Here is an 18,638-nt window from a genome sequence, read left to right on the forward strand (position 1 = left end):
CCTACCGTTCGATGTCGCAGGGGCCCGCCGCGGCGGACACGCAGGTCTGGATGAGGACGCCCGGTTCGGCCTCGGTGATCTCGCCGGTACGCAGGTCGCGGACGGCGCCCGCCTTGAGCGGCGTGATGCAGCCGAAGCAGATGCCCATGCGGCACCCGGAGGGCATGAGCACACCGGCCTCCTCGCCGATGTCCAGCAACGGTGTGGCACCGTCCGCGTCGACGATCTTTCCGGTGGCGCTGAACGTGACCTCGCCGCCGTCTCCGGCGACGACGATGCTGGGGCGGAAGCGCTCGGTGTGCAGGCGCTCTTGTACGCCGTGCTCGCTCCAGTGCTTTTCGGCGGCGTCGAGCAGTCCGGCGGGCCCGCAGGCCCAGGTCTCGCGCTCGGCCCAGTCGGGCACGAGGTCGTCGAGACGGGCGATGTCGAGCATGCCGTCCGTGTCGGTGTGCACCTCGGTGAGCCGCAGCTTCTTGTCCGCGACCAAGCCGTGCAGTTCGTCGCGGAAGATCACGTCTTGCGGCCTCGGGGCGCAGTGGACCATGACGACGTCGTCGAACTCGCTGTCGCGCAGCATGCCCATCACGGGCGTGATGCCGCTGCCGGCCGTCAGGTAGAGCACCTTGTCGGGCCTGGCCCGCGGCAGCACGAAGTCACCGGTCGCGTGGTCGAGCTGGATCAGCGTGCCCGGCTTGGCCCTGCGGACCAGGTGGTTGCTGACCTTGCCGCCCGGGATCGCCTTCACGGTGATGGTGACGCGGCCGTCCTGGCGGTCTGTCGGCGAGGTGAGGGAGTAGGCACGCCACAGGCGGACCCCGTCGACGTCGACCCCGATCCGCACGTACTGACCGGCTGTGTGGCCGCGCCAGCCCCGTCCCGGTCTGATCACGACAGTCGCGGCGTCACCCGTCTCGGGGTGCACGGCCTCGATGCGCCCACGCAAGTCGGCGCCCGCACGCAGCGGGCTGACCAGGTCGAGGTAGTCCGACGGCAGCAGCGGCGTCGTGACCATCTCCAGCAGTTTCCAAGCCCTGCTGCGGAGGGCTGTACTCGTCATGACGTCAGCTTGCTGCGCCTCAAGGCGTAAAGTCCTGACCGCAGGATGTGAATCTGGTCGGCTGAATTGTTCGCAGGGAACAAAACGTGAGTCATGTGATCCGGAGGGCCAGCGAACTGGCCCTGGATGAGAAGACGGTCACCGCGCTTCGGGCCGCGCTGAAGACCACCGCCGACGAGGTCGTCCAGGCGATCATCGACGAGGTCCCTCCCTACGCCAACGCCCTTTCGGGCCGGATGGGCGGCACCATCCGCCGAGCCGTCCGCACCGCCCTGGGGCACTACCTGGACCTCGCGAGCGGGAACGCCACAGGCGGTGACGGCGGTGACGCCGCCTACGAGCTGGGCCGCGGCGAGGTGCGCGACGGCCGTTCGATGGACGCCCTGCTCGGCGCCTACCGCGTCGGCGCCCGCGTGGCCTGGCGATGTCTGGCAGCGGGTGCCGTCCCCGCGGGTCTGCCCGCCGCCGAGGTCGCCAAGTTCGCCGAGCTGACCTTCGCCTACATCGACGAGCTCTCCGCCGCGAGCGCCGCGGGCCACGCCGACGAACTGGCCGCCCGGGGCAGGGCCCACGAGCGCCATCTGGAACACCTGGCCCGCGACCTCCTCGCCGACGCGAGCCCGGACGTGCTGCTGGCCTCTGCCCAACGGGCCGGGTGGCAGCCTCCGGTTTCGCTGACCGCGGTCCTGCTGCCCGCCGCCCAGGCCCGGCCCGCCTACCGCGCGCTCGACCCGAGCACCCTCGTCCTCGACGATCTGCCGGACGCCACCGGTGTGCTGCTCGTCCCCGATGCCGACCGATCACATCTCCTGCGGCGGCTGACCGACCGCACCGCCGTGGTCGGCCCGGCCCGGCCATGGACCCGTGCGTCCGCCTCGTACGCACGCGCCGTACGCGCGCGCTCCCTCTCCTCTGATATTCGCGACACCGAGGACCACCTGCCCGAGCTGGTGCTCAGCGCGGACGCCGACGCGTTCGCGGACCTGCGTGCCCGGGCCCTCGCGCCGTTGCGGGCCTTGCCTGTCGCGACCGCACGGCGGCTGGAGGAGACGTTGGGGGCGTGGCTGCTGCACCAGGGCAGGCGGGACGAGGTGGCGGCGGCGTTGTTCGTCCATCCCCAGACAGTCAGGTACCGGATGTCGCAGCTACGGGAGCTGTTTCCGGATCTCGCATCGCCGCACCGGGTCCTTGAGCTGACGCTGGCGGTCGGTCTCCGGGTCAGCTGACGCGTATTTCGGCCGGCAGCAGGCTCATGCGGCCCGGGGAAGAGCGGTATGAGCAGCTTTCCTGTCGTCGTGGAGGGCGCTGTCCTGGCACGGGCCGGCCCATGGGCGCGTGGCGGGCGGCAGCCGGGTGACCGGCCTGGCCGGCCCGGCACACCGCGCAGGGGATGATGGGGATGGAATGACGGAACGTGAGGTCAGGAGTTCTATGGCGAAGCGGGTTCACCGCCCCCGTGAGGACGCGGAGTTCAATTTCATCCTCGGGATGAGCGGAGTTCCGGTCCTCGCATACTTCACCGGGACATGGCCCAAGGCGATCGAGCCCTGCCGGGTGATGGACGACGTCGTGGGTGACATCGCCGACGACTACACGGGCCGTCTGACGGCCGTCCGCGTCGACATCACGCGTTGTCCGGCCGCTATCGAGCGATACGGGATCACCGGAGCCCCGTCCTGCGTCCTGTTGAAGGAGGGAGAGGTGGTGGCGCACGGCACGGGGCCTATGACCATCGCCGAGGTACGGAAGTTTTTGGACGGCCACCTCTGAGCGGCCGCTGCGGCACGGGGCCGCGACGCACGTCGAGGACTGTGTCGGGCGGCAGATCCATGGTGGCGGTGGCGGTGGCGATCCCCTGCCCGGTGGCATCTCAGCTGGTGCACGTCTCGATGCAGACGATGTTGCGCCGCGACAGGACGCCGCGGTCGCCATGACCGACCCCGGCGGGCAGCGTCAACTCCCTATGGCCAGGCTGCACCAAGAGCTGTCCGGCGGATCAGAGACGGACCGGGAGGCGATGGGCCGGGGATGAGCCGTCTGCGGGGACTGAGCCGCGCGTCGCCAAGACCTCGCCTGTGTCGGCGAACTCCCAGTGGGTCGCAGGTCTCCCGTCCTTGAACGGCCATTCGACGCGGACGACAGGGCGGCTCAACAGGCTCTCGAACCAGCCGGCGCACCGCTCCGCGAGCTGCTCGACCGTGCCGGAGGCCCGGAAGAAGCCGCGCTCGGTCGACTCGTCAAGGTTGAAGAGCTGGTCGAAGACTGGTCCGGCCTGTACGTGTGTGCCGTAAAAGTGCACGGCCCACTCGCCGAGCACCAGTCGGCGTGCCTCATCGACAATGCTGACATAGACGAGGAGTGACGACTCGTCCTCCGGCCGTCCGACCTGGTTGGAAGCCCACGGCACCTGCCAATTGGCGGCCTGTGCTCGCAGGGCTGCCAGGAAGGCGAGTTCGAGCTCGCCGAAGTCCCAGGGCTCCTCGCCGTACTCCTCCGGGTCCTCGACTTCGAACCAGTTGTTGACGTCCATGGGGAGACTCTAGAACCGTGGGGGTGCCGCGTGGATCACAGGCGGATCGCTCCAGGACAGCCCCGGCGCCGTGATCGCACCAGCCACGCCGAGATCATTGCACCGTCCCGGCGCGCCACACCAGCATCCCTCCCCGCCTCAGCGGAACTCGTGGACCACCTGGATCTCGCCGACGATGTGGGCATTGAAGTCGTCCAGTTCCTCGGCCGGAACCCAGAGTTCGAGGATCGTCTGCCCACCGGCCTGCTGGACGGGGTACCGGCGCACGAACTGCGACTCGACCTCGAAACGAGTGACGAAGCCTGCGCCGTCGTGCTTCACGTTCCAGTCCCGCGCGATCTTGATCGCGTAGTCCTCGTTCAGGACCGGGTAGAAGAGAGGCTGCTCGGGCAGCCGGGGCGGCCACGCACGCCAGTTCAGCTCCCGAACCAGATCCAGCTCCTTGGGGCCGACAGGGCGCCACAGGGTTGTCGTTGCTTGCCGGCTGGTCATCTGCATCGCTCTCTGAACGTAGGCCGCTGGTACGGCACTTCGGGAGACCGGACGATACCCGGGCCGCCAACTCGGCGGCTACGCAGTTTCCGCACTCCGGGCAACCATGTGACCAGCGGTTACGGGACAGCCCATGCGGCTTGTCCCGCGATGAACTTCAGTGAAGATCCGACTGGACCTCGGTCAGTCGATGCCTTCGACGATGCGGAAGTCGCGCTCGACGCCGTCGGAGAGGGCGACCAGTGCCTCCTGGTAGGCCGCGCTCTCGTGCGCCGCGACGGCCTGCTCGAAGCTGTCGAACTCGATCAGGACGGTGCGCTCGGCGATTCCGGCGTCATGCGCCACGACCCGACCGCCACGGGCGAGGATCCGACCGCCCCCGGCCTTGACGGCCGCAGGTGCCAGCTTGTTGTAAGCAGCCAGCTTCTCAGGGTCTGAAATGGTGCGGTAGGCGCTGACCCAGTAGCCCTTGGGCATGGAACCTCCAGTGTTCGGATGAGTGCATCTGACTTACGGATTGGTGTCGGGCGAGCGTTGGCGGGCGAGAACGAGCATTGTCAGCTTCGTGATCACCATGGCGCCGATGCCGACCAGCTCCGCGGCGGCGGGTAGGGGCGGAACGTAGTCATCGTGTGGGGAACGGGGTAGCCCAGGGTTCCTCTTCCAGGAGGAGCCCGTTGGCCAGATAGCTGATGGTTCGGTACCAGCCGATCAGGACGAGCAGTTCGAGTAGTTGAGCCTCTTCGTAGTGCATGTGCAGGGCGTCCCAGGCGGACTGGGAGAGCTGGGCCGTGTCGTTCAGTTCGTCGACGGCGTGGAGCAGTGCCGTGTGGCGGAGCGACCATGGAGCACTGACTGCTGCGTCGGGTTGGGTAGTTGCCCGGAGTTGTTCCATGCTGAGTCCGGCCTGCGGCGCCAAGGTCGCGGCGTGGACGCCCCATTCATAGGCGCAGGCGGATCGCGCGGTCACGCGGGCGATGACGATCTCCCGGTCGATGGCGGGGAGGAGTCCATGGCCCAGCAGCCCGGCGCCGAGGGCGAACATTCGTGAGGCCAGCTCCGGGTTGCGGTGCAGTACGCGGAACAGTGCGATTGGCTCGTGCGGCACACCCGGCGGCATCCATCGGCGGAGCGCCCGGTCGACGTCGGCGGTGTAGGGCGGGGTGAGCGGTTCGATGCGTGGCATTGCGGCACCTCCCTGCTTCGATTTTCGAATCACTATGCTGCTTCGATAACCGAAGCGCAAGGAGTGAGTATGGAAGCCAGCGCGCCACGTCCGGGTGTGCCAGTGCGGGGGTCCGAGTCGGGTCGTCCAGTGATGGCCGCGCTCGATCTGCTCGGACGGCGTTGGACGATGCGGATCCTGTGGGAACTGAGTCAAGCTCCCACCGGCTTCCGTGAATTGCAGCGCCGATGCGAGCGCATGTCCTCCAGCGTGCTCAGTACCCGGATCGAGGAACTGTCCGGCGCCCGCCTGCTCGCCCTGGACGACGATGGCTACCGCCTCACCCAGCTCGGCCAGGACCTTGTCGAGGCGCTGAGCCCGCTGGACGCCTGGAGTCGACGCTGGGCCGAGGAAGCGGGACCCCCGACGGCAGGAGGGCTGGAATGATCACCGCGTGGCCGGTCCGATCACGGCAGCGGTGGCGTCCTGGACGGTTCCCTTCAGCGGCTTGTTCGGACGCAGAAGGGGTGACCGGCCGGGCTGGCGTAGACGCGCGAGCCTTGCGCGTCGGGGTCGGAGACATCGTCGGTCGGGCGCAGGCGGCGGCCGCCCGCGGCCAGGACCTGCTCGTCCGCGACGACCAGGTCGCGGGCGGTGAGGTCGAAGTGCATCTGCTGCGCGTTCCCGTCGGGCCACTGCGGCAGAACGTGCCCGGGAGCCTTCTGGACGGCGATGACGGGGAAGCCGTCGGCCTGGAGGAAGTGGTGCGTCGGCGTCTTGGCGAGGGATCCGCCGAGCAGGCCGCGCCAGAAGGCGCTCTCGCTGTCGAGGTCCGCACTGTCGATGATCAGTGCGGTCAGATGGAAGTTCATCGTGTGCCTCTGTCCGTGAGTGGATGCGGTGGTGCGGTCAGACGGTCGGGATGATGCCGCCGTCGACCCGGAACTGAGCGCCGGTGAGCCACTTGGCGCGACTGGAGGCGAGGAACGCGATCATCTCGGCGACGTCCTCGGGGTCGCCCGGGCGCCCCATCGGCACTTTCAGGTGATCGACGATCTGGCGCTCGATGTCGCCGTACTCCACGCCCTGCCGGTCGGCCATCTGCTGGAGATGATCGACCGCGCCTTCGGTAGCGACGAAGCCTGGCAGCACGCACACGACACGCACACCGTTGCCGCCGACCGAGGTCGCCAGTTCGCGGCTGTAGGCGTTCAGTGCGGCCTTGGCCGCGGCGTAGGACACATCGTCGGGCTGGGGCAGTCGGCTGGCGATGGAGGACACGTGCACCACGACGCCCGATCCACGCTCGACCATTCCCGGCACCAGGGCACGGTCGAGCCGGACCGCGCTGAGCAGGTTCATGTCCAGGTCCTGGAGCCAGGAAGCATCCGTGCGCTCCAGCGTGGGCGCCGACGGCGTCGCCGCGCCCGCGTTGTTGACCAGGACGTCGACGCCGCCGTACTCCTCGACAACCCGCCGCCCCAGTTCCGACACCCCTCGCTCGGTGCGCAGGTCGGCCTGGATGAAGGTGGCGAGCACGTCGTCGGCCGGTGCGGTGCGCGAGGCGGTCAGCACCGTGGCGCCGGACGCCGCGAAGCGCCGCGCGGTGGCGGCGCCGAGTCCGCGGCTGGCTCCGGTCACCAGGACCCTGAGTCCCTCGAAGCTCTCGTCCATGACGCTCATGGGACTTCTCCTTCGTTAAAGTGAACCTGACTCCGGAACGGTACACATAAACGGAACCCGACTCACCTTGGAGGAGCGTTGCCCTCGTCACGCCCCCTGCGCGCCGACGCGCGCCGTAACCGCGAAGCCCTGCTCGCAGCGGCCCGCGAGGCATTCCTGGCCGGAGACACGGACGCGCACGTGGAGGACATCGCCAAACGGGCCGGAGTGGCGGTCGGCACCCTGTACCGGCACTTCGACACCCGCGAAGCCCTGGTCGCCGAGGTCTACCGCCAAGAGGTCGCCGAACTGTGTGCCGCCCCCACGCGGCTGCTCGCCGAGCACCCCGCCGATGAGGCTCTGCACGCCTTCCTACTGCTGCTCGTAGACCACTCAGCCACAGGAAAGGGCATGGGCGAAGCACTGGAAAGCATCACCGCGACGGACTCCCCCGTCTTCGACGAGGCACGCGACGACATGGCTGACGCCCTCGACCACCTACTCACCGCGGGGGTCAAGGCGGGACTGCTGCGGGACGACGTCAGCGGCCGGATCGTCCTGCGGGCACTGGGAGGCATCTGCGGCATGCGCGCCAGCGGCTGGCAGGACGACGCACGACGCGTCGTGGCGATCCTCTGCGACGGCCTCCGACACACCTGCGCCGGCGCCGACGGAGGGCCTGAGCGTCTGGGCTAGCGCGAGGCGCCCGCCAGGTGTCGGACGCCGGAAGCCCACAGCACATGCAGCCGCTGATTTCACTGCCTTCTTAGGACCCCCGGCCTGCGGGCCCCGGGACCGCAGGGCTACGCGCGTGTCACTGGTGCGCCGAACCATGGGGTACCGGGATCGTGCGTCGGATCCCGCACCGGACGGGTGACCAGTACCGGTCATGAACCGGGCATGCGCCAATCAACGTACGGGCAGCGGCCAGGGTCACGACCTGCTCCTCCGACATGGCATGAGGAGTGGGCACGAACGGCATCGACGCATCTTGCCCACACCAACAGCGACTCCTGTTCGCGATGGTTCACTGCGCATTGCTCGCCTAAAACTCCTCAACGGGGGCGATGCCTTTAACGACAACAACGCCCCTGCTCCCTGCGGACATCCGCATGATTCCGGGCTCCCCTGGCACCCTCACGCCCTCAGCAACTCGCACGATGTGCATGAATCGCAAAAAGGGGCCCAGGTGTCATGCCGTACGTACACATGGCATGGCCCAGGGAACTCGGCTTCCGGGACATGTCCGGGTGTGAACTCGCCGGGCGGGCCGGCCTCGGCACTGCTCCGCGGGGCGAGGCCGGCCAGTTCGGATTCCGGCCGGCCTCGCAGAGGGCGTCGCACGGTCACGGGGGAGGGCCGTTCGACGACTTCCCGAAGCATGACACCGCCCTCTCCTGCGCCCGGGCAGAAAGGGGCACTGTTCTCCCGTGCACGGGCAGCCCTGGGCCCGTCAGACAGGGAGTGCAGGCGCGGTGTGTCCGCCCAGGGACCGGCGCCCGGCACGCTCGGCGAGTCCTTCCGGCGTCAGGGGTCGCAGCGCAGGGGCGGGACCTGCCCCGTCACCCCAGGTGGTTGGAGCAGAGGAGAGGGCTCGGGACCAGGGTCCTCGATCTCGACGACTCCGGCCGTCGCGGGGTCGAAGCCGACAGGCCATCGGGTGTGCTCACTGACCATGGCACCGGTCAGGCGTGCCCCGACAAGATTGGCTGTGCTGAGGTCGGTGCCACGCAAATCGGCCATCCGGAGATCGGCGCGGTGGAACATCGCGCCTCGGGCATCGGCCTTGCGCAGGTTCGCTTCGCGCAGATCCGCATCGGTGAAGTCGGCGTCACGCAGGTCGGTTCGGACCAGCTTCGCGGCTCGTAGGTCGGCGAGAACGCAGCGGGCCCGGCAGAGAATCGAGGTCGTGAGGTCGACGTGCCGCATGGTGACCGAGACCAGGGATGCCTGAGTCAGGTTCACACGGTAAAAGCTCGCTGCCTCCATGCAGGCGTGATCGAAGTTGACCTCGGGAAACCAGAGTCCGTCGCAGTCGGCTCTGCGCAGGTCGGTAATGCTGAGGTTGACCCAGGACTGCTCGCGGTGCTGACACAGCACGCCGAGCGCGGTCAGCGCCACCTGGACGTCAGCGGCGCGCGTCTCCAGCGGTGCAACGTCGTTGATGTGCACGTCCGCCGCCGGTGAGTCCGGTTGGGCGGGTGGCCACGGCAGATGTGTCCGCAGGTACGCGGCCTGGATGGAGATGATGGCCTCCCGGTCGCGGACGGACTGCTCGGCGATCCGCCACAGCGCATGCAGTCCGCCGATCCGCACATCCAACTTGTCGCTGCCGAGTTGATCGACGGCCCGGCTGAACCTGTCGGTGACGTACCCCTCCTGCGTGGCGCGCAGTCCGTCCTGGCTCACCCGCAGCTGCCGCCAGGTGGCGTACGCACCGAAGAGCACGACGAGGCCGCCGACCACCTGCAGTAGCGTCGTACGGACATCGTTGACCGCCTTCAGCCGCTCCTGCGCCGTGACGCTGGCTCCCGCGAGGTCGTGATCGACCACCACCGCCGGCAGTACGACGAACGCCGTGCCAAGGAGGGCCAGTCCCGCACCGGCCAGCAGCCCTGTCAGCGCACGGCGTCTGAACCCGTCCTGCCCTGCCCGTCGGGCACCGCCCGACTCCCCCGTCTCCATAAGCCCAAGAGCGTAGATGGGGCCCAAAAAACGATCAAGGGTGCTGCGCCACACGCCCTTCACGCACCAAGAGCCCTATTGCGCGCTTAAGCTGTGAGGCCACCCGAGAGGACACCGGCCGCATGATCGAGCAGCTCAACTCCGGCCGGCCCGCGACAGACCTTCAGTGCAGCAGGGGCATCGATGTCTTCCGCTCCCATCGCCGGTATCCGACTCGACCCGAGACCGACTGACGTACGGGAACGGTTCAGAGTGCGGAAGCCAGGCTCGCGCGGGCCGCGGCCATGAAGGCACTCTTGTGCTCCTCGACGTGCTCATTGACCTCGACGTCGCCGATCTCGCGCCATACGGCCCGGTTCAACGCCCTGCCGTACGCGTGTACGGGAGCGTGCAGGCTGGCATGGCACAGGAGCACCAAGTGCCGCTCGGCGACCCAGAGTCTGCCCATGGCCGCCGACGCGGCGCCGTGCCACGCCTCGTCCTCTCCCCACCCCTGGGGACGCCGATACGCCACTGCTTCCGTTTCCTGCACGCAGGCCAGAAAGTCCTTGATCGCCTGCAGTTGCTCGGCTCGCCGGGTCTCACGCCCGACAATCGCCTGGCGGCGCTCCTCTAGCCGCTCAGCAGAACGCTGAGTAGCACGCTGTGACAGAGCCGTCAGACCACCTCCCAGCACCACGCCGACGAGCGAGAACAATGGCGCCCACACCTCTGCCCCCAACCCAAGCCCCCTCGTCCGCAGGGATCGACGATCTCGGCCCCGCAAAGCCGCTGACGATCACAAACAGTCGGATCAATCGACCTGACAAGGCTACTTGGCCGGCGGGAGGCGCATACAGAGGAGCTCCTCGCAGTCGGTGAGGACGAGCCAAGCTGGTGTGTCACCAGTCTGAACGCGCTACACCCACCCATGGTTCGATCAAGAACAAGGTCCAGGAGAGGGCCCAAGCCGGCGTCGGCAACACCGGCGGTTCCAGCCCAGCTGAACTGGTCGGCAGCGCCGCACCTTTGAGGCTGCCGCCACGGCCCCGAACGAGTGGGAACAGCTCACACCTCGCCGGCCTAACTGCCCGGGCCTGTGGGCCTGCCCCTGTGCCATCGTCGGGCCGGTCGGCAGTCTTCACCGGCCCTCCGTCGGCCGCGCTCGCCCCGTCAGGTGCCGAACACCCGGAACTCGGAGATCTGACCGGCGGGCCAGCCGGTGTTGGCGGTGAAGATCAGCCGCAGGTGACGGGCGGTCGTGCCGGCGGGCAGGGTCAGCGTGGTGGTGTTTCCGCCGGCCGGGTCGAACGTGCAGGCCGTGGCGGATCGGAGGGTGCTGAACGAGGCACCGTCGGCACTGCCCTGTACGGCGATGGTCTGGGTGCGGGTGGCCCAGGCATCGATCGGGGGCAGGGCGAGGACGATGCGGCCGACGCCGATGGCGCTGCCCAGATCGACCTGGAGCCATTGCGGGAACGCCTGGTTGGTGCTCTCCCAGTACGTGCCCGGGTTGCCGTCGACGGCGTTGGCCGAGGTGTAGGTCTGAGTGTGTCCGCTCTCGGTGGTCGGGCGGTTCAGGGCAAGGTTGTCGTTGGTGGAACCGGCCGTGGTGGTCGCGGTGACGCGGTTCGACGGCTGGGACACGTTCCCCGCCGCGTCCAGTGCCTGCGCGTCGAAGGTGTAGGACGTCGACGCGGTGAGGCCGGTCACCGTGAACGAGGTGGCGTTGGCGTCGGCGGTGCCGATCGGCGTGGCGGCGTCGCCGGTGATCCGCCGGATCCGGTAGCTCGTCACACCGACGTTGTCGGTGGATACGGTCCAGGCAACCGACACGGTGGTTCCGGTCGTGCCGGTGACCCGCACGTTTCCGGGGGCGGTCGGTGCCGCCGTGTCGCCGGCGGAGACGGTCGGCGGGGTGGGACGTGTCGCTGTGAGGGCGATCTGCCCCTTCAGCATTCTGCCGCCGTCGCCGGTGAGGCGCAGGTAGTAGTCGGACGAGCAGGCGGTGCCGTCCTCGTCGAGGGCGAGGAAGCCCGATCCGGTCGGCACCCAGGCCTGGGATTCGGCGGTCTTGGCGATCTGGTTGCCCTCGTTGTACTCGTCGAACATCGAGATGTAGACGTTCGGCACTCCCGCGCGGACCATGTTGTAGAACTGCCGCCACATGAAGTCGCCATGGGCGCGCTGCCGATCGCCCACGCCGCCCGGCAGGACGCACGGCTGGTAGTCGATGCCGTGCGCGGCGCACTCGGCGAGGTCGGGCACCGTCGCCACGTTGTAGAAATTGTCGGCGTCCGCGATGGTGCCGATGCGTCCGACCATCCACGGCGAAAGCATGTCGAATGCGTGGTAGACGCCGGAGAATCCGGCGCGGGAGTCGCGGTCCCCGGTCCGCCACCAGGTCGGCACCCCGCCGATCACGTAACAGCCTTGCGCCTTGAACCAGTTGACGACGTCCAGGCACACGTCCGGAGTGAAGGGGCGCTGGGCGTCATTGAACCCGAAGCCCCAGATGCACACCACCGGCTTGCCGTTCTGCCGGGCGTAGGCGGACGAACCCGTGTGGGCACGCATCTTGTTCGTCCAGTCGGCCTTGATGTCCGTCTGCATGGTCGCCCAGTCGGAGACGTCGTACATCACGTAGAACTTGACGCCCTGCGACTCGGCCGCGCCGCGCACCTTGCCCGCCATCGCGTCGCGGGTCGGTCCTTCGCCGCCGGTGGGGTTGAAGCGCTGGAGCGCCGCGGTGTCGATGCCGTACTGCTTCATCCAACGGAAGTGCACGTCTACGGTCGACTGGTCGTAGGAGGAGAAGAGCGAGGCCGCCCGGCCGTTGCCTAGGTCGCCGAAGGCGGTTCGGTAGGTGGCCGGATAGTCGCGGACGTCGGGCCAGGCCACGATGGCCTTGTTGGCCGCGGACGGGGTCTGGCCCCAGTTCTGGGCCCAGTGCCACCAGCCGTCGATCGGCGCACCGTCCCCGGCGCACGCGAACCATCCCTGGTAGCCGACGGTCACCTTCCCGACCACGTCGCCGGGAGCGCTCGACGCTGTCGCCGGGGCCGCGAGAGCGGTCTGTCCCAGCCCGACGCCTCCGACGATCCCTGCGGAGGTGACGGCCTGGAGAAGCGTGCGGCGCGAGACGACCATCTGGTTCTCCTTGAAGGACGTAGCGCCAACTCCTCTTCCAGGCAGCCCTGTTGGTGGAGACGACGACAACGAAGGGGATGGTGCGCCAGCGAGCGTATTGACGTGAACACGGAAACGCAATAGGCGTTGAGTCCTCCGCAAAAAGACCATGCTCGAACGCAAAAAGGCGGCTCAACGCGAGAGGCTCGGGAGGCCGGCCGACGCACGGTCGGCTGAAATCGGCCTGTGCCACCGCGTGCTCAACGGCTCCCCGAGGGCGTGGCCAAGGCAGTTGCGCGCGCATCCCGTTCGCCACCGCACTCATCCCGTGGCGGTCAGCGCAGGGCTCTAGGGCGTGTCCGGCGGATCTTGTCGCGGGCGCGGGGTCTGGCACGCACTCCCCCAAGCTCTTAAGGAGCAGGGGGTACCCCCCTCGGCGTTGTCGTCGGTTGCCAACGCTCCGCGTTGACGCCCTCCTCCGCCTTGCAGCTGCACGCACCAGACCCCGCTCACCAGCACAGAAGGTGCGGGCCACCCGGACGCGACCTGATCCGCCGGACACGCCCTGGCAGCCGTCAGGATTCCTGGCCGGTGGCGGCGAGGACGATCTCGCGGATGGTGACGTTCGGCGGCTGCTCATAGGCGTACGCGATGGCCTCCGCCACGACCTGCGGATCGAGGGCGCCACCGGCGGCCGCCTTCCACTCCGCGTAGTCGTTCTTGATCTGCTCGTCGCTGGTGTGCGAGAGGAGCTCGGTCTCCACCGCACCCGGGGCGATGGTGACCACGCGTACCCCGTACGGGGCGACTTCTTCGCGCAGGTTCTCCGACATCGCGTGCACGGCAAACTTGGTGCCGACGTACGCGGTGTGGTTCGGGAACGTTTTGCGGCCCGCGACAGAACTGATGTTGATCACCGTGCCGGCCCGGCGGTCGACCATGCCAGGCAGTACGGCGCGGGTGGCGTGGAGGACGGCCTTGACGTTGAGGTCGATCATGCGATCCCACTCGTCTTCGGGCTGATCCACGATCCGGCCGAGCAGCATCGCCCCTGCGTTGTTGATGAGTGCGTCCACCGGCCCGTACCGGCCTTCGGCCTCGCGGATCGCGGCCGCGACAGCGGCGCGATCGGTGACGTCGACCTTTCGGCACAGGGCGTCGGGAAGACTCAGTTCCTCGAGCTTGTCCAGACGACGGGCGAGGAGCAGCAGCGAGTGGCCGTGCGCGGAGAGCAGCCGTGCGGTGGCGGCTCCGATGCCGGAACTGGCGCCAGTGATGACGACAAGGGGCTTGGTCATGATCAATGCCTTTCAGCGAAGAACGAGCCGGCTTTCCAAGGGGCCAGAGGCAGGGATCGGGCCCGTATCAGCCCGCGCCTGCGATGACGTCGGTCATTGGGGCTCAGCAGTGCGGACGACGAGCACGGCGGCCGTGTCGTCGTCCGGAGCCTGTCCGCCGTAGCGGCGCAGATCGTCTGCGAGCAGGGGAAGAACTTCCTGGTCAGGCGTATGCAGCCAGGCCGCGAGCCGCTCGGTCAGGGGGTAGAACTCTCCCGCCGCGTCGCGGGTCTCGCTGACTCCGTCGGTGTACATCAGGAGTCGGTCACCTGTCGCGAAGGGGATCTCCTCCACTGTGTACGCGTCGTTCGTGCCCAGAGCTAGGTGAACGGGCAGAGAGACCTGCTCGAAGACCACGGGACGGGCCGGGCCTCCGCGCGGCTGGACGATGGGCGGAGGATGTCCGCAGCTCAGCAGGCGCATCACCGGACGGTCGAGCGGGATCTCGGCGAGGATCACCGTCGCGAACCGCTCCGCGTCCTCGACGTCCACGCGCGCGGCGTGCCGATCCATGGTGGTTTCCAGGTTGCGGGCGAGGGCGGGCAGGTCCGGCGCGCTGTACGCGCCTTCGCGGAACGACCCCAGCAGGACGGCGGCGGTCTCGACGGCTCCCAGCCCTTTTCCCTGCACGTCACCGATCATCATGCGCACCGCGCCGGGCACCTGGAGCGCCTTGTAGAAGTCGCCGCCCATGTGGGCCCCGGCGATCGAGGGTTCGTACAGCAGATGCAGGTCGACGGGGCCCAGACACTTGGGCAGCGGATGCTGAACGGCTCGCTGCACCACGTCCGCGACCTGCTGGACATGGCGCAGTTCCCGCTCTCGGCGCTGTCGTACGCTGCTGCACCACGCGGCGACGGCAGTGATGACGAGCATCAGGACCGTGGCGGCCAGCCCGCCCGGCATGAACGCCTCACCACGCATCGCCTCCAGCAGGAGCATGACCCCGATCGCCACCGCACCGAACGCGAGAGTGGCGAGAACGCCCCACGACACGGCAGCCAGGCTCGGCACCACGTAGAGGAAAGCGTCATAGCGCTCCCGTCGAGGAGTGGCGGCGTCCGTCACCGCCGCCGCCGCGATCAGCACAGCGGGCAGCGCCCGTACGAGGTCGTAGCGTGTGATCCGTGTTCGGCCCAGGTGCACTCTGTGATCATCAGGCAGCGCGCGCTGCGGCGTGGGCTGGGCGCCCCGCCCGCTGACCTATTCGGGCGAAGGCGCCGGGCATCCGTGAGGCCGCGTCCTCGTCGCAGGTAGAGCACGCAGGCCGCCCCGCCTCTGGACCATGCCCTCGGGTGCGGCGCGTCCTGCGGTCCGGGCGGTCCCGACGGCGGACGCTCGCCTGCCCTCCCGGCGGCAGCGACGGCGGGCGCTCGCCTGCCGTCCGGGCGGCCCCCACGACAGGCGCTCGCTCGCCGCCGGCGGCGCGCCGCGCGGCATTCTCTGCGAGCAGCGTTGACGCGTCCCCGCCAGATGGCTACGTTCCCCATCGAACCTGCCCCTCCCGGCACCTCTGCACCCCCCTCCATCGCCGGAGAGCACGTGACAGCACTTTGACAACGTTGTCACAACTCCTGCACCAGCCCTTCCGCTGTCCGGCGGGGCCAGCACCGCGCCCCACCGGTCCGCGCACACGAGGAGGCACAAAGGACATGAGACGCCCCTTACGGTCATCCGCCGCACTCGGCACCGGCATCCTGGCCGCCGGCGCACTCGCGGTGGCCCAACTGGCCGGCCCCGCGGTCGCGGCACCCCGTCCCGCGGCCCTGGTCACCGCCCCGGCCACCCTGGTGAATCCCTTCATCGGCACCACCAACCAGGCCAACGACTTCCCCGGCGCCGACGCACCGTTCGGCATGGTGCAGTGGAGTCCCGACACCCCCTCGCGGCCGCCCGGTGGCGGCTACGAGTACAACGACAAGTCGATCACCGGGTTCAGCCTGACCCACATCGCCGGGCCCGGCTGCGGCGCGGCGGGCGACGTGCCGGTGCTGCCCAGCGTGGGAGCTGTCGACACCAAGGCGAGCGTCGGCTTCAGCCACGCCAACGAGTCGGCGTCGGCGGGCAGTTACAAGGTGGCCCTGGACAACAAGGTCACCACCGAGCTGACGGCGACCAAGCGCAGCGGCATGGCGCGGTTCTCGTTCCCGTCCACCACACAGGCCAATCTGGTCTTCAAGCTCACCGGCAGCCAGAACGGCGCGAGCAACACGCAGTTCACCAAGGTCTCCGACACCGAGGTCAGCGGGCAGGTGACCAGCGGCCGCTTCTGCGGCGCGGGCAACAGCTACACCGTCTACTTCGACATGGTCTTCGATCAGCCCTTCGCCACCAGCGGCACCCCGGCCGCCGCGGCGACACTGCGCGACAAGGCCACCAAGGGCGCGGGCAAGAACGCCGCGGAGAAGCCGAACCACCCCGTCCTGCACGGCACCCCCGCGAAGAGCGGCACCTCGGCCACAACCGCCGCCCCTCAGGCCGCCGCGAACAACGGCTACGTCACCTTCGACGCCACCAAGCATCCCGTGGTGCAGGCGAAGGTCGGCGTCTCGTACGTCTCCGTCGCCGGCGCCAAGGCCAACCGTACGGCGGAGAACTCCGGCTGGGACTTCGACGCCACCCGCAACGCGGCGCAGGGTGCCTGGAACACCGAGCTGGGACGGGTGCAGATCGGCGGCGGCACGGCCGCCCAGCAGCAGCAGTTCTACACGGCGCTCTACCACTCGCTGCTGCACCCGAACGTGATCAGCGACACCGACGGGCAGTATCCCGGCTTCGACGGCAAGGCCCACACCGTGGACTCCGGCCACCAGGCCGCCTACGGCAACTACTCGGGCTGGGACATCTACCGCTCCCAGGCGCAGCTTGAGGCCCTGGTCGATCCACAGGCCGCCTCCGACACCGCCCAGTCCATGCTCGACGACTACCGGCAGACCGGCATCTTCCCCAAGTGGTCGGAGAACAACGGCGAGTCCTACGTCATGGTCGGCGACCCCGCCGCCGCGATCATCGCCGACTACCACGCCTTCGGCGCCCGGCAGTTCGACACCGCCGAGACCCTGCGCGGCCTGGTCTCGCAGGCGTCCAAGGCGAACAACGACCGCCCGGGCCTGAACTATCTCGACTCCCCCGGCTACATGCCGCACAACGGCAGCTACGGCTGCTGCAACTTCTACGGCCCGGTCGCCACGACACTGGAGTACAACACCGCGGACTTCGCCCTCTCCGCCTTCGCCGGAGCGCTCGGCGACAGCGCGAACCAGTCCAAGTACGCGACGCGCGCGCAGAACTGGCGGGGCGTCCTCAACCCGGCCTCCGGCTTCGTCGAGCCGCGCAACGCCGACGGCACCTGGACGGGCGGCTTCGACCCGACCAGCGGCACGGACATGGTCGAGGCGGACTCCTGGATCTACACCGGCATGGTGCCCTTCAACGTGCGCGACCTGGCCCGCGCCAAGGGCGGCAACACGGCGATGAACCACTATCTGGACACCGTCCTGCGCAGCTACACCGGTGCCAACGGCTACGCCTGGGTCGGCAACGAACCCAGCATCGAACTGCCCTGGGAGTACGACTACACCGGCCAGCCCTGGAAGACGCAGGGCACCGTCCGCGCCATCCAGCAGCAGATCTGGTCGGCCACCCCCGGCGGCCTGGCCGACGGCAACGACGACCTGGGCGCCATGAGCGCCTGGTACGTCTTCTCCGCACTCGGCATGTACCCGCAGACACCGGGCACCGCCGATCTGGCGCTGGGCTCGCCACTCTTCCCGCAGGCCGTGATCACCCTGCCCTCCGGCAAGAAGCTGACGGTCAACGGCAACGGCGCCGCCGACAACGCCCCCTACGTGCAGTCCGCGGCCTGGAACGGCTCGGCGTGGAACAACGCCTACGCGCCCACCTCCGCCCTGACCGCGGGCGGGACGCTGGACTTCACCCTCGGCACCAGCGCCAACACCAGCTGGGCGAGCGATAGTTCGGCGGCACCGCCGTCCTACGGGGGCAGCACGTCGTCGCCGTCGGTCCCACGCGTGGGACCGGTCGTCTCCGGTGTCACCGCATCCGGCGGCGGCAAACTGTGCGTCGACGTCGCCAACTCGGGCACGGCCGACGGCACCGCCACCCAGATGTGGGCCTGCAACGCCACCTACGCCCAGGACTGGACGGTCGCCTCGGACGGTTCCCTGCGCTCGCTCGGCAAGTGCCTGGACGTGGACAACGGCGGCACCACCAACGGCACCAAGGTCCGGCTGTGGACCTGCAACGGAACCGGAAGCCAGCAGTGGCGGGCCGGAGCGAACAACTCCCTGGTCAACCCGCAATCCACCCTCTGCCTGGACGATCCCAACAGTTCCAGCGCGGGCGGCACCCAGCTCCAGCTCTACGCCTGCAACGCAAGCGGCGCCCAGAACTGGACGCTGCCGACCGCCGCCCAGTCCCTGAACAGGAAGACGGCAGCCAATCCGCCCGGCGCGCCGGCCTGGAAGCCGGGCCACAGCCCGACCTCCGCGCCGAAGACCGCGGCACGCCGGTGAGCACCGCGTCCTGATCCCGCCCCCACTGGTCCGGCCGTCTCTCTCCCCGGGACGGCCGGACCGGACC

The 18,638-nt window shown here is 68.9% G+C and carries 17 protein-coding genes; 5 read left to right on the top strand and 12 right to left on the bottom strand.

The window, feature by feature from the left end; genetic code table 11:
• Position 1: 1 nt before the first annotated feature.
• Positions 2-1,057: a ferredoxin reductase gene (locus ACFVDP_RS00450; protein WP_383480872.1), complete on the bottom strand. Its 1,056-nt coding sequence runs from the start codon at positions 1,055-1,057 to the stop codon at positions 2-4.
• A gap of 86 nt (positions 1,058-1,143) precedes the next feature.
• Here ACFVDP_RS00450 and ACFVDP_RS00455 point away from each other — a divergent pair, with 86 nt between their 5' ends.
• Both ACFVDP_RS00455 and ACFVDP_RS00460 read left to right on the top strand, forming a co-directional pair.
• Positions 1,144-2,283 carry a PucR family transcriptional regulator gene (locus ACFVDP_RS00455; protein ID WP_383480875.1) on the top strand — a complete coding sequence of 380 codons (1,140 nt, stop codon included), beginning with the start codon at positions 1,144-1,146 and terminating at the stop codon, positions 2,281-2,283.
• 205 nt (positions 2,284-2,488) lie between these two features.
• Positions 2,489-2,827 (top strand): thioredoxin family protein, encoded by a 339-nt coding sequence (locus ACFVDP_RS00460; RefSeq protein WP_383484221.1) that lies wholly within the window; start codon positions 2,489-2,491, stop codon positions 2,825-2,827.
• A 226-nt stretch (positions 2,828-3,053) separates the two neighbouring features.
• Here the strand turns inward: ACFVDP_RS00460 and ACFVDP_RS00465 are convergent, their stop codons facing one another.
• The 4 genes from ACFVDP_RS00465 to ACFVDP_RS00480 all read right to left on the bottom strand — a co-directional run bounded on the left by ACFVDP_RS00465 (position 3,054) and on the right by ACFVDP_RS00480 (position 5,265).
• Positions 3,054-3,587: a hypothetical protein gene (locus tag ACFVDP_RS00465; RefSeq protein ID WP_383480878.1), complete on the bottom strand. Its 534-nt coding sequence runs from the start codon at positions 3,585-3,587 to the stop codon at positions 3,054-3,056.
• A 138-nt stretch (positions 3,588-3,725) separates the two neighbouring features.
• The gene (locus ACFVDP_RS00470; RefSeq protein ID WP_383480880.1) at positions 3,726-4,085 is read right to left on the bottom strand and encodes a hypothetical protein; all 360 of its coding nucleotides are present in this window, start codon (positions 4,083-4,085) and stop codon (positions 3,726-3,728) included.
• 177 nt (positions 4,086-4,262) lie between these two features.
• Entirely contained in the window at positions 4,263-4,556 is a 294-nt protein-coding gene (locus ACFVDP_RS00475) for a DUF1330 domain-containing protein (RefSeq protein ID WP_383480883.1), read from the bottom strand.
• A 148-nt stretch (positions 4,557-4,704) separates the two neighbouring features.
• The gene (locus ACFVDP_RS00480; protein WP_383480885.1) at positions 4,705-5,265 is read right to left on the bottom strand and encodes a carboxymuconolactone decarboxylase family protein; all 561 of its coding nucleotides are present in this window, start codon (positions 5,263-5,265) and stop codon (positions 4,705-4,707) included.
• A 69-nt stretch (positions 5,266-5,334) separates the two neighbouring features.
• On the opposite strand from ACFVDP_RS00480, the gene ACFVDP_RS00485 reads away from it, so the two are divergent.
• Positions 5,335-5,691, top strand: coding sequence for a winged helix-turn-helix transcriptional regulator (locus ACFVDP_RS00485; protein WP_383480888.1), 357 nt, complete (start codon positions 5,335-5,337; stop codon positions 5,689-5,691).
• Positions 5,692-5,744: 53 nt separating this feature from the next.
• On the opposite strand, the gene ACFVDP_RS00490 is transcribed toward ACFVDP_RS00485, so the two are convergent.
• Both ACFVDP_RS00490 and ACFVDP_RS00495 read right to left on the bottom strand, forming a co-directional pair.
• A complete protein-coding gene (locus ACFVDP_RS00490; protein WP_383480890.1) occupies positions 5,745-6,116 on the bottom strand; it encodes a VOC family protein in 372 nt (123 codons plus the stop codon).
• Positions 6,117-6,153: 37 nt separating this feature from the next.
• Entirely contained in the window at positions 6,154-6,927 is a 774-nt protein-coding gene (locus ACFVDP_RS00495) for an oxidoreductase (protein ID WP_383480893.1), read from the bottom strand.
• 78 nt (positions 6,928-7,005) lie between these two features.
• Here ACFVDP_RS00495 and ACFVDP_RS00500 point away from each other — a divergent pair, with 78 nt between their 5' ends.
• Positions 7,006-7,602, top strand: a complete 597-nt coding sequence (locus ACFVDP_RS00500) for a TetR/AcrR family transcriptional regulator (RefSeq protein WP_383480896.1) — start codon at positions 7,006-7,008, stop codon at positions 7,600-7,602.
• 831 nt (positions 7,603-8,433) lie between these two features.
• Here ACFVDP_RS00500 and ACFVDP_RS00505 read toward each other — a convergent pair.
• The 5 genes from ACFVDP_RS00505 to ACFVDP_RS00525 form a co-directional block, all read right to left on the bottom strand.
• Positions 8,434-9,591, bottom strand: a complete 1,158-nt coding sequence (locus ACFVDP_RS00505; RefSeq protein ID WP_383480899.1) for a pentapeptide repeat-containing protein — start codon at positions 9,589-9,591, stop codon at positions 8,434-8,436.
• Positions 9,592-9,838: 247 nt separating this feature from the next.
• Positions 9,839-10,312, bottom strand: coding sequence for a hypothetical protein (locus ACFVDP_RS00510; RefSeq protein ID WP_383480902.1), 474 nt, complete (start codon positions 10,310-10,312; stop codon positions 9,839-9,841).
• A gap of 431 nt (positions 10,313-10,743) precedes the next feature.
• Positions 10,744-12,720, bottom strand: a complete 1,977-nt coding sequence (locus ACFVDP_RS00515; protein ID WP_383480905.1) for a discoidin domain-containing protein — start codon at positions 12,718-12,720, stop codon at positions 10,744-10,746.
• Positions 12,721-13,274: 554 nt separating this feature from the next.
• A complete protein-coding gene (locus ACFVDP_RS00520) occupies positions 13,275-13,997 on the bottom strand; it encodes an SDR family oxidoreductase (protein WP_383480908.1) in 723 nt (240 codons plus the stop codon).
• Between the two features lie 93 nt (positions 13,998-14,090).
• A complete protein-coding gene (locus ACFVDP_RS00525; protein WP_383480911.1) occupies positions 14,091-15,182 on the bottom strand; it encodes a PP2C family protein-serine/threonine phosphatase in 1,092 nt (363 codons plus the stop codon).
• A gap of 506 nt (positions 15,183-15,688) precedes the next feature.
• Between ACFVDP_RS00525 and ACFVDP_RS00530 the strand changes: the two genes are divergently transcribed.
• Positions 15,689-18,571, top strand: coding sequence for a lectin (locus tag ACFVDP_RS00530; RefSeq protein WP_383480913.1), 2,883 nt, complete (start codon positions 15,689-15,691; stop codon positions 18,569-18,571).
• Positions 18,572-18,638 lie beyond the last annotated feature (67 nt).

The organism is Streptomyces sp. NPDC057694 (genome assembly GCF_042799415.1).
Lineage (GTDB): Bacteria > Actinomycetota > Actinomycetes > Streptomycetales > Streptomycetaceae > Streptomyces.

Bases quoted from the DNA above. Each gene is read 5' to 3' on its own strand.
- ACFVDP_RS00450 (WP_383480872.1), bottom strand. From the start codon at position 1,057: ATGACGAGTACAGCCCTCCGCAGCAGGGCTTGGAAACTGCTGGAGATG.
- ACFVDP_RS00460 (WP_383484221.1), top strand. From the start codon at position 2,489: ATGGCGAAGCGGGTTCACCGCCCCCGTGAGGACGCGGAGTTCAATTTC.
- ACFVDP_RS00465 (WP_383480878.1), bottom strand. From the start codon at position 3,587: ATGGACGTCAACAACTGGTTCGAAGTCGAGGACCCGGAGGAGTACGGC.
- ACFVDP_RS00470 (WP_383480880.1), bottom strand. From the start codon at position 4,085: ATGCAGATGACCAGCCGGCAAGCAACGACAACCCTGTGGCGCCCTGTC.
- ACFVDP_RS00475 (WP_383480883.1), bottom strand. From the start codon at position 4,556: ATGCCCAAGGGCTACTGGGTCAGCGCCTACCGCACCATTTCAGACCCT.
- ACFVDP_RS00480 (WP_383480885.1), bottom strand. From the start codon at position 5,265: ATGCCACGCATCGAACCGCTCACCCCGCCCTACACCGCCGACGTCGAC.
- ACFVDP_RS00485 (WP_383480888.1), top strand. From the start codon at position 5,335: ATGGAAGCCAGCGCGCCACGTCCGGGTGTGCCAGTGCGGGGGTCCGAG.
- ACFVDP_RS00490 (WP_383480890.1), bottom strand. From the start codon at position 6,116: ATGAACTTCCATCTGACCGCACTGATCATCGACAGTGCGGACCTCGAC.
- ACFVDP_RS00495 (WP_383480893.1), bottom strand. From the start codon at position 6,927: ATGAGCGTCATGGACGAGAGCTTCGAGGGACTCAGGGTCCTGGTGACC.
- ACFVDP_RS00505 (WP_383480899.1), bottom strand. From the start codon at position 9,591: ATGGAGACGGGGGAGTCGGGCGGTGCCCGACGGGCAGGGCAGGACGGG.
- ACFVDP_RS00515 (WP_383480905.1), bottom strand. From the start codon at position 12,720: ATGGTCGTCTCGCGCCGCACGCTTCTCCAGGCCGTCACCTCCGCAGGG.
- ACFVDP_RS00520 (WP_383480908.1), bottom strand. From the start codon at position 13,997: ATGACCAAGCCCCTTGTCGTCATCACTGGCGCCAGTTCCGGCATCGGA.
- ACFVDP_RS00530 (WP_383480913.1), top strand. From the start codon at position 15,689: ATGAGACGCCCCTTACGGTCATCCGCCGCACTCGGCACCGGCATCCTG.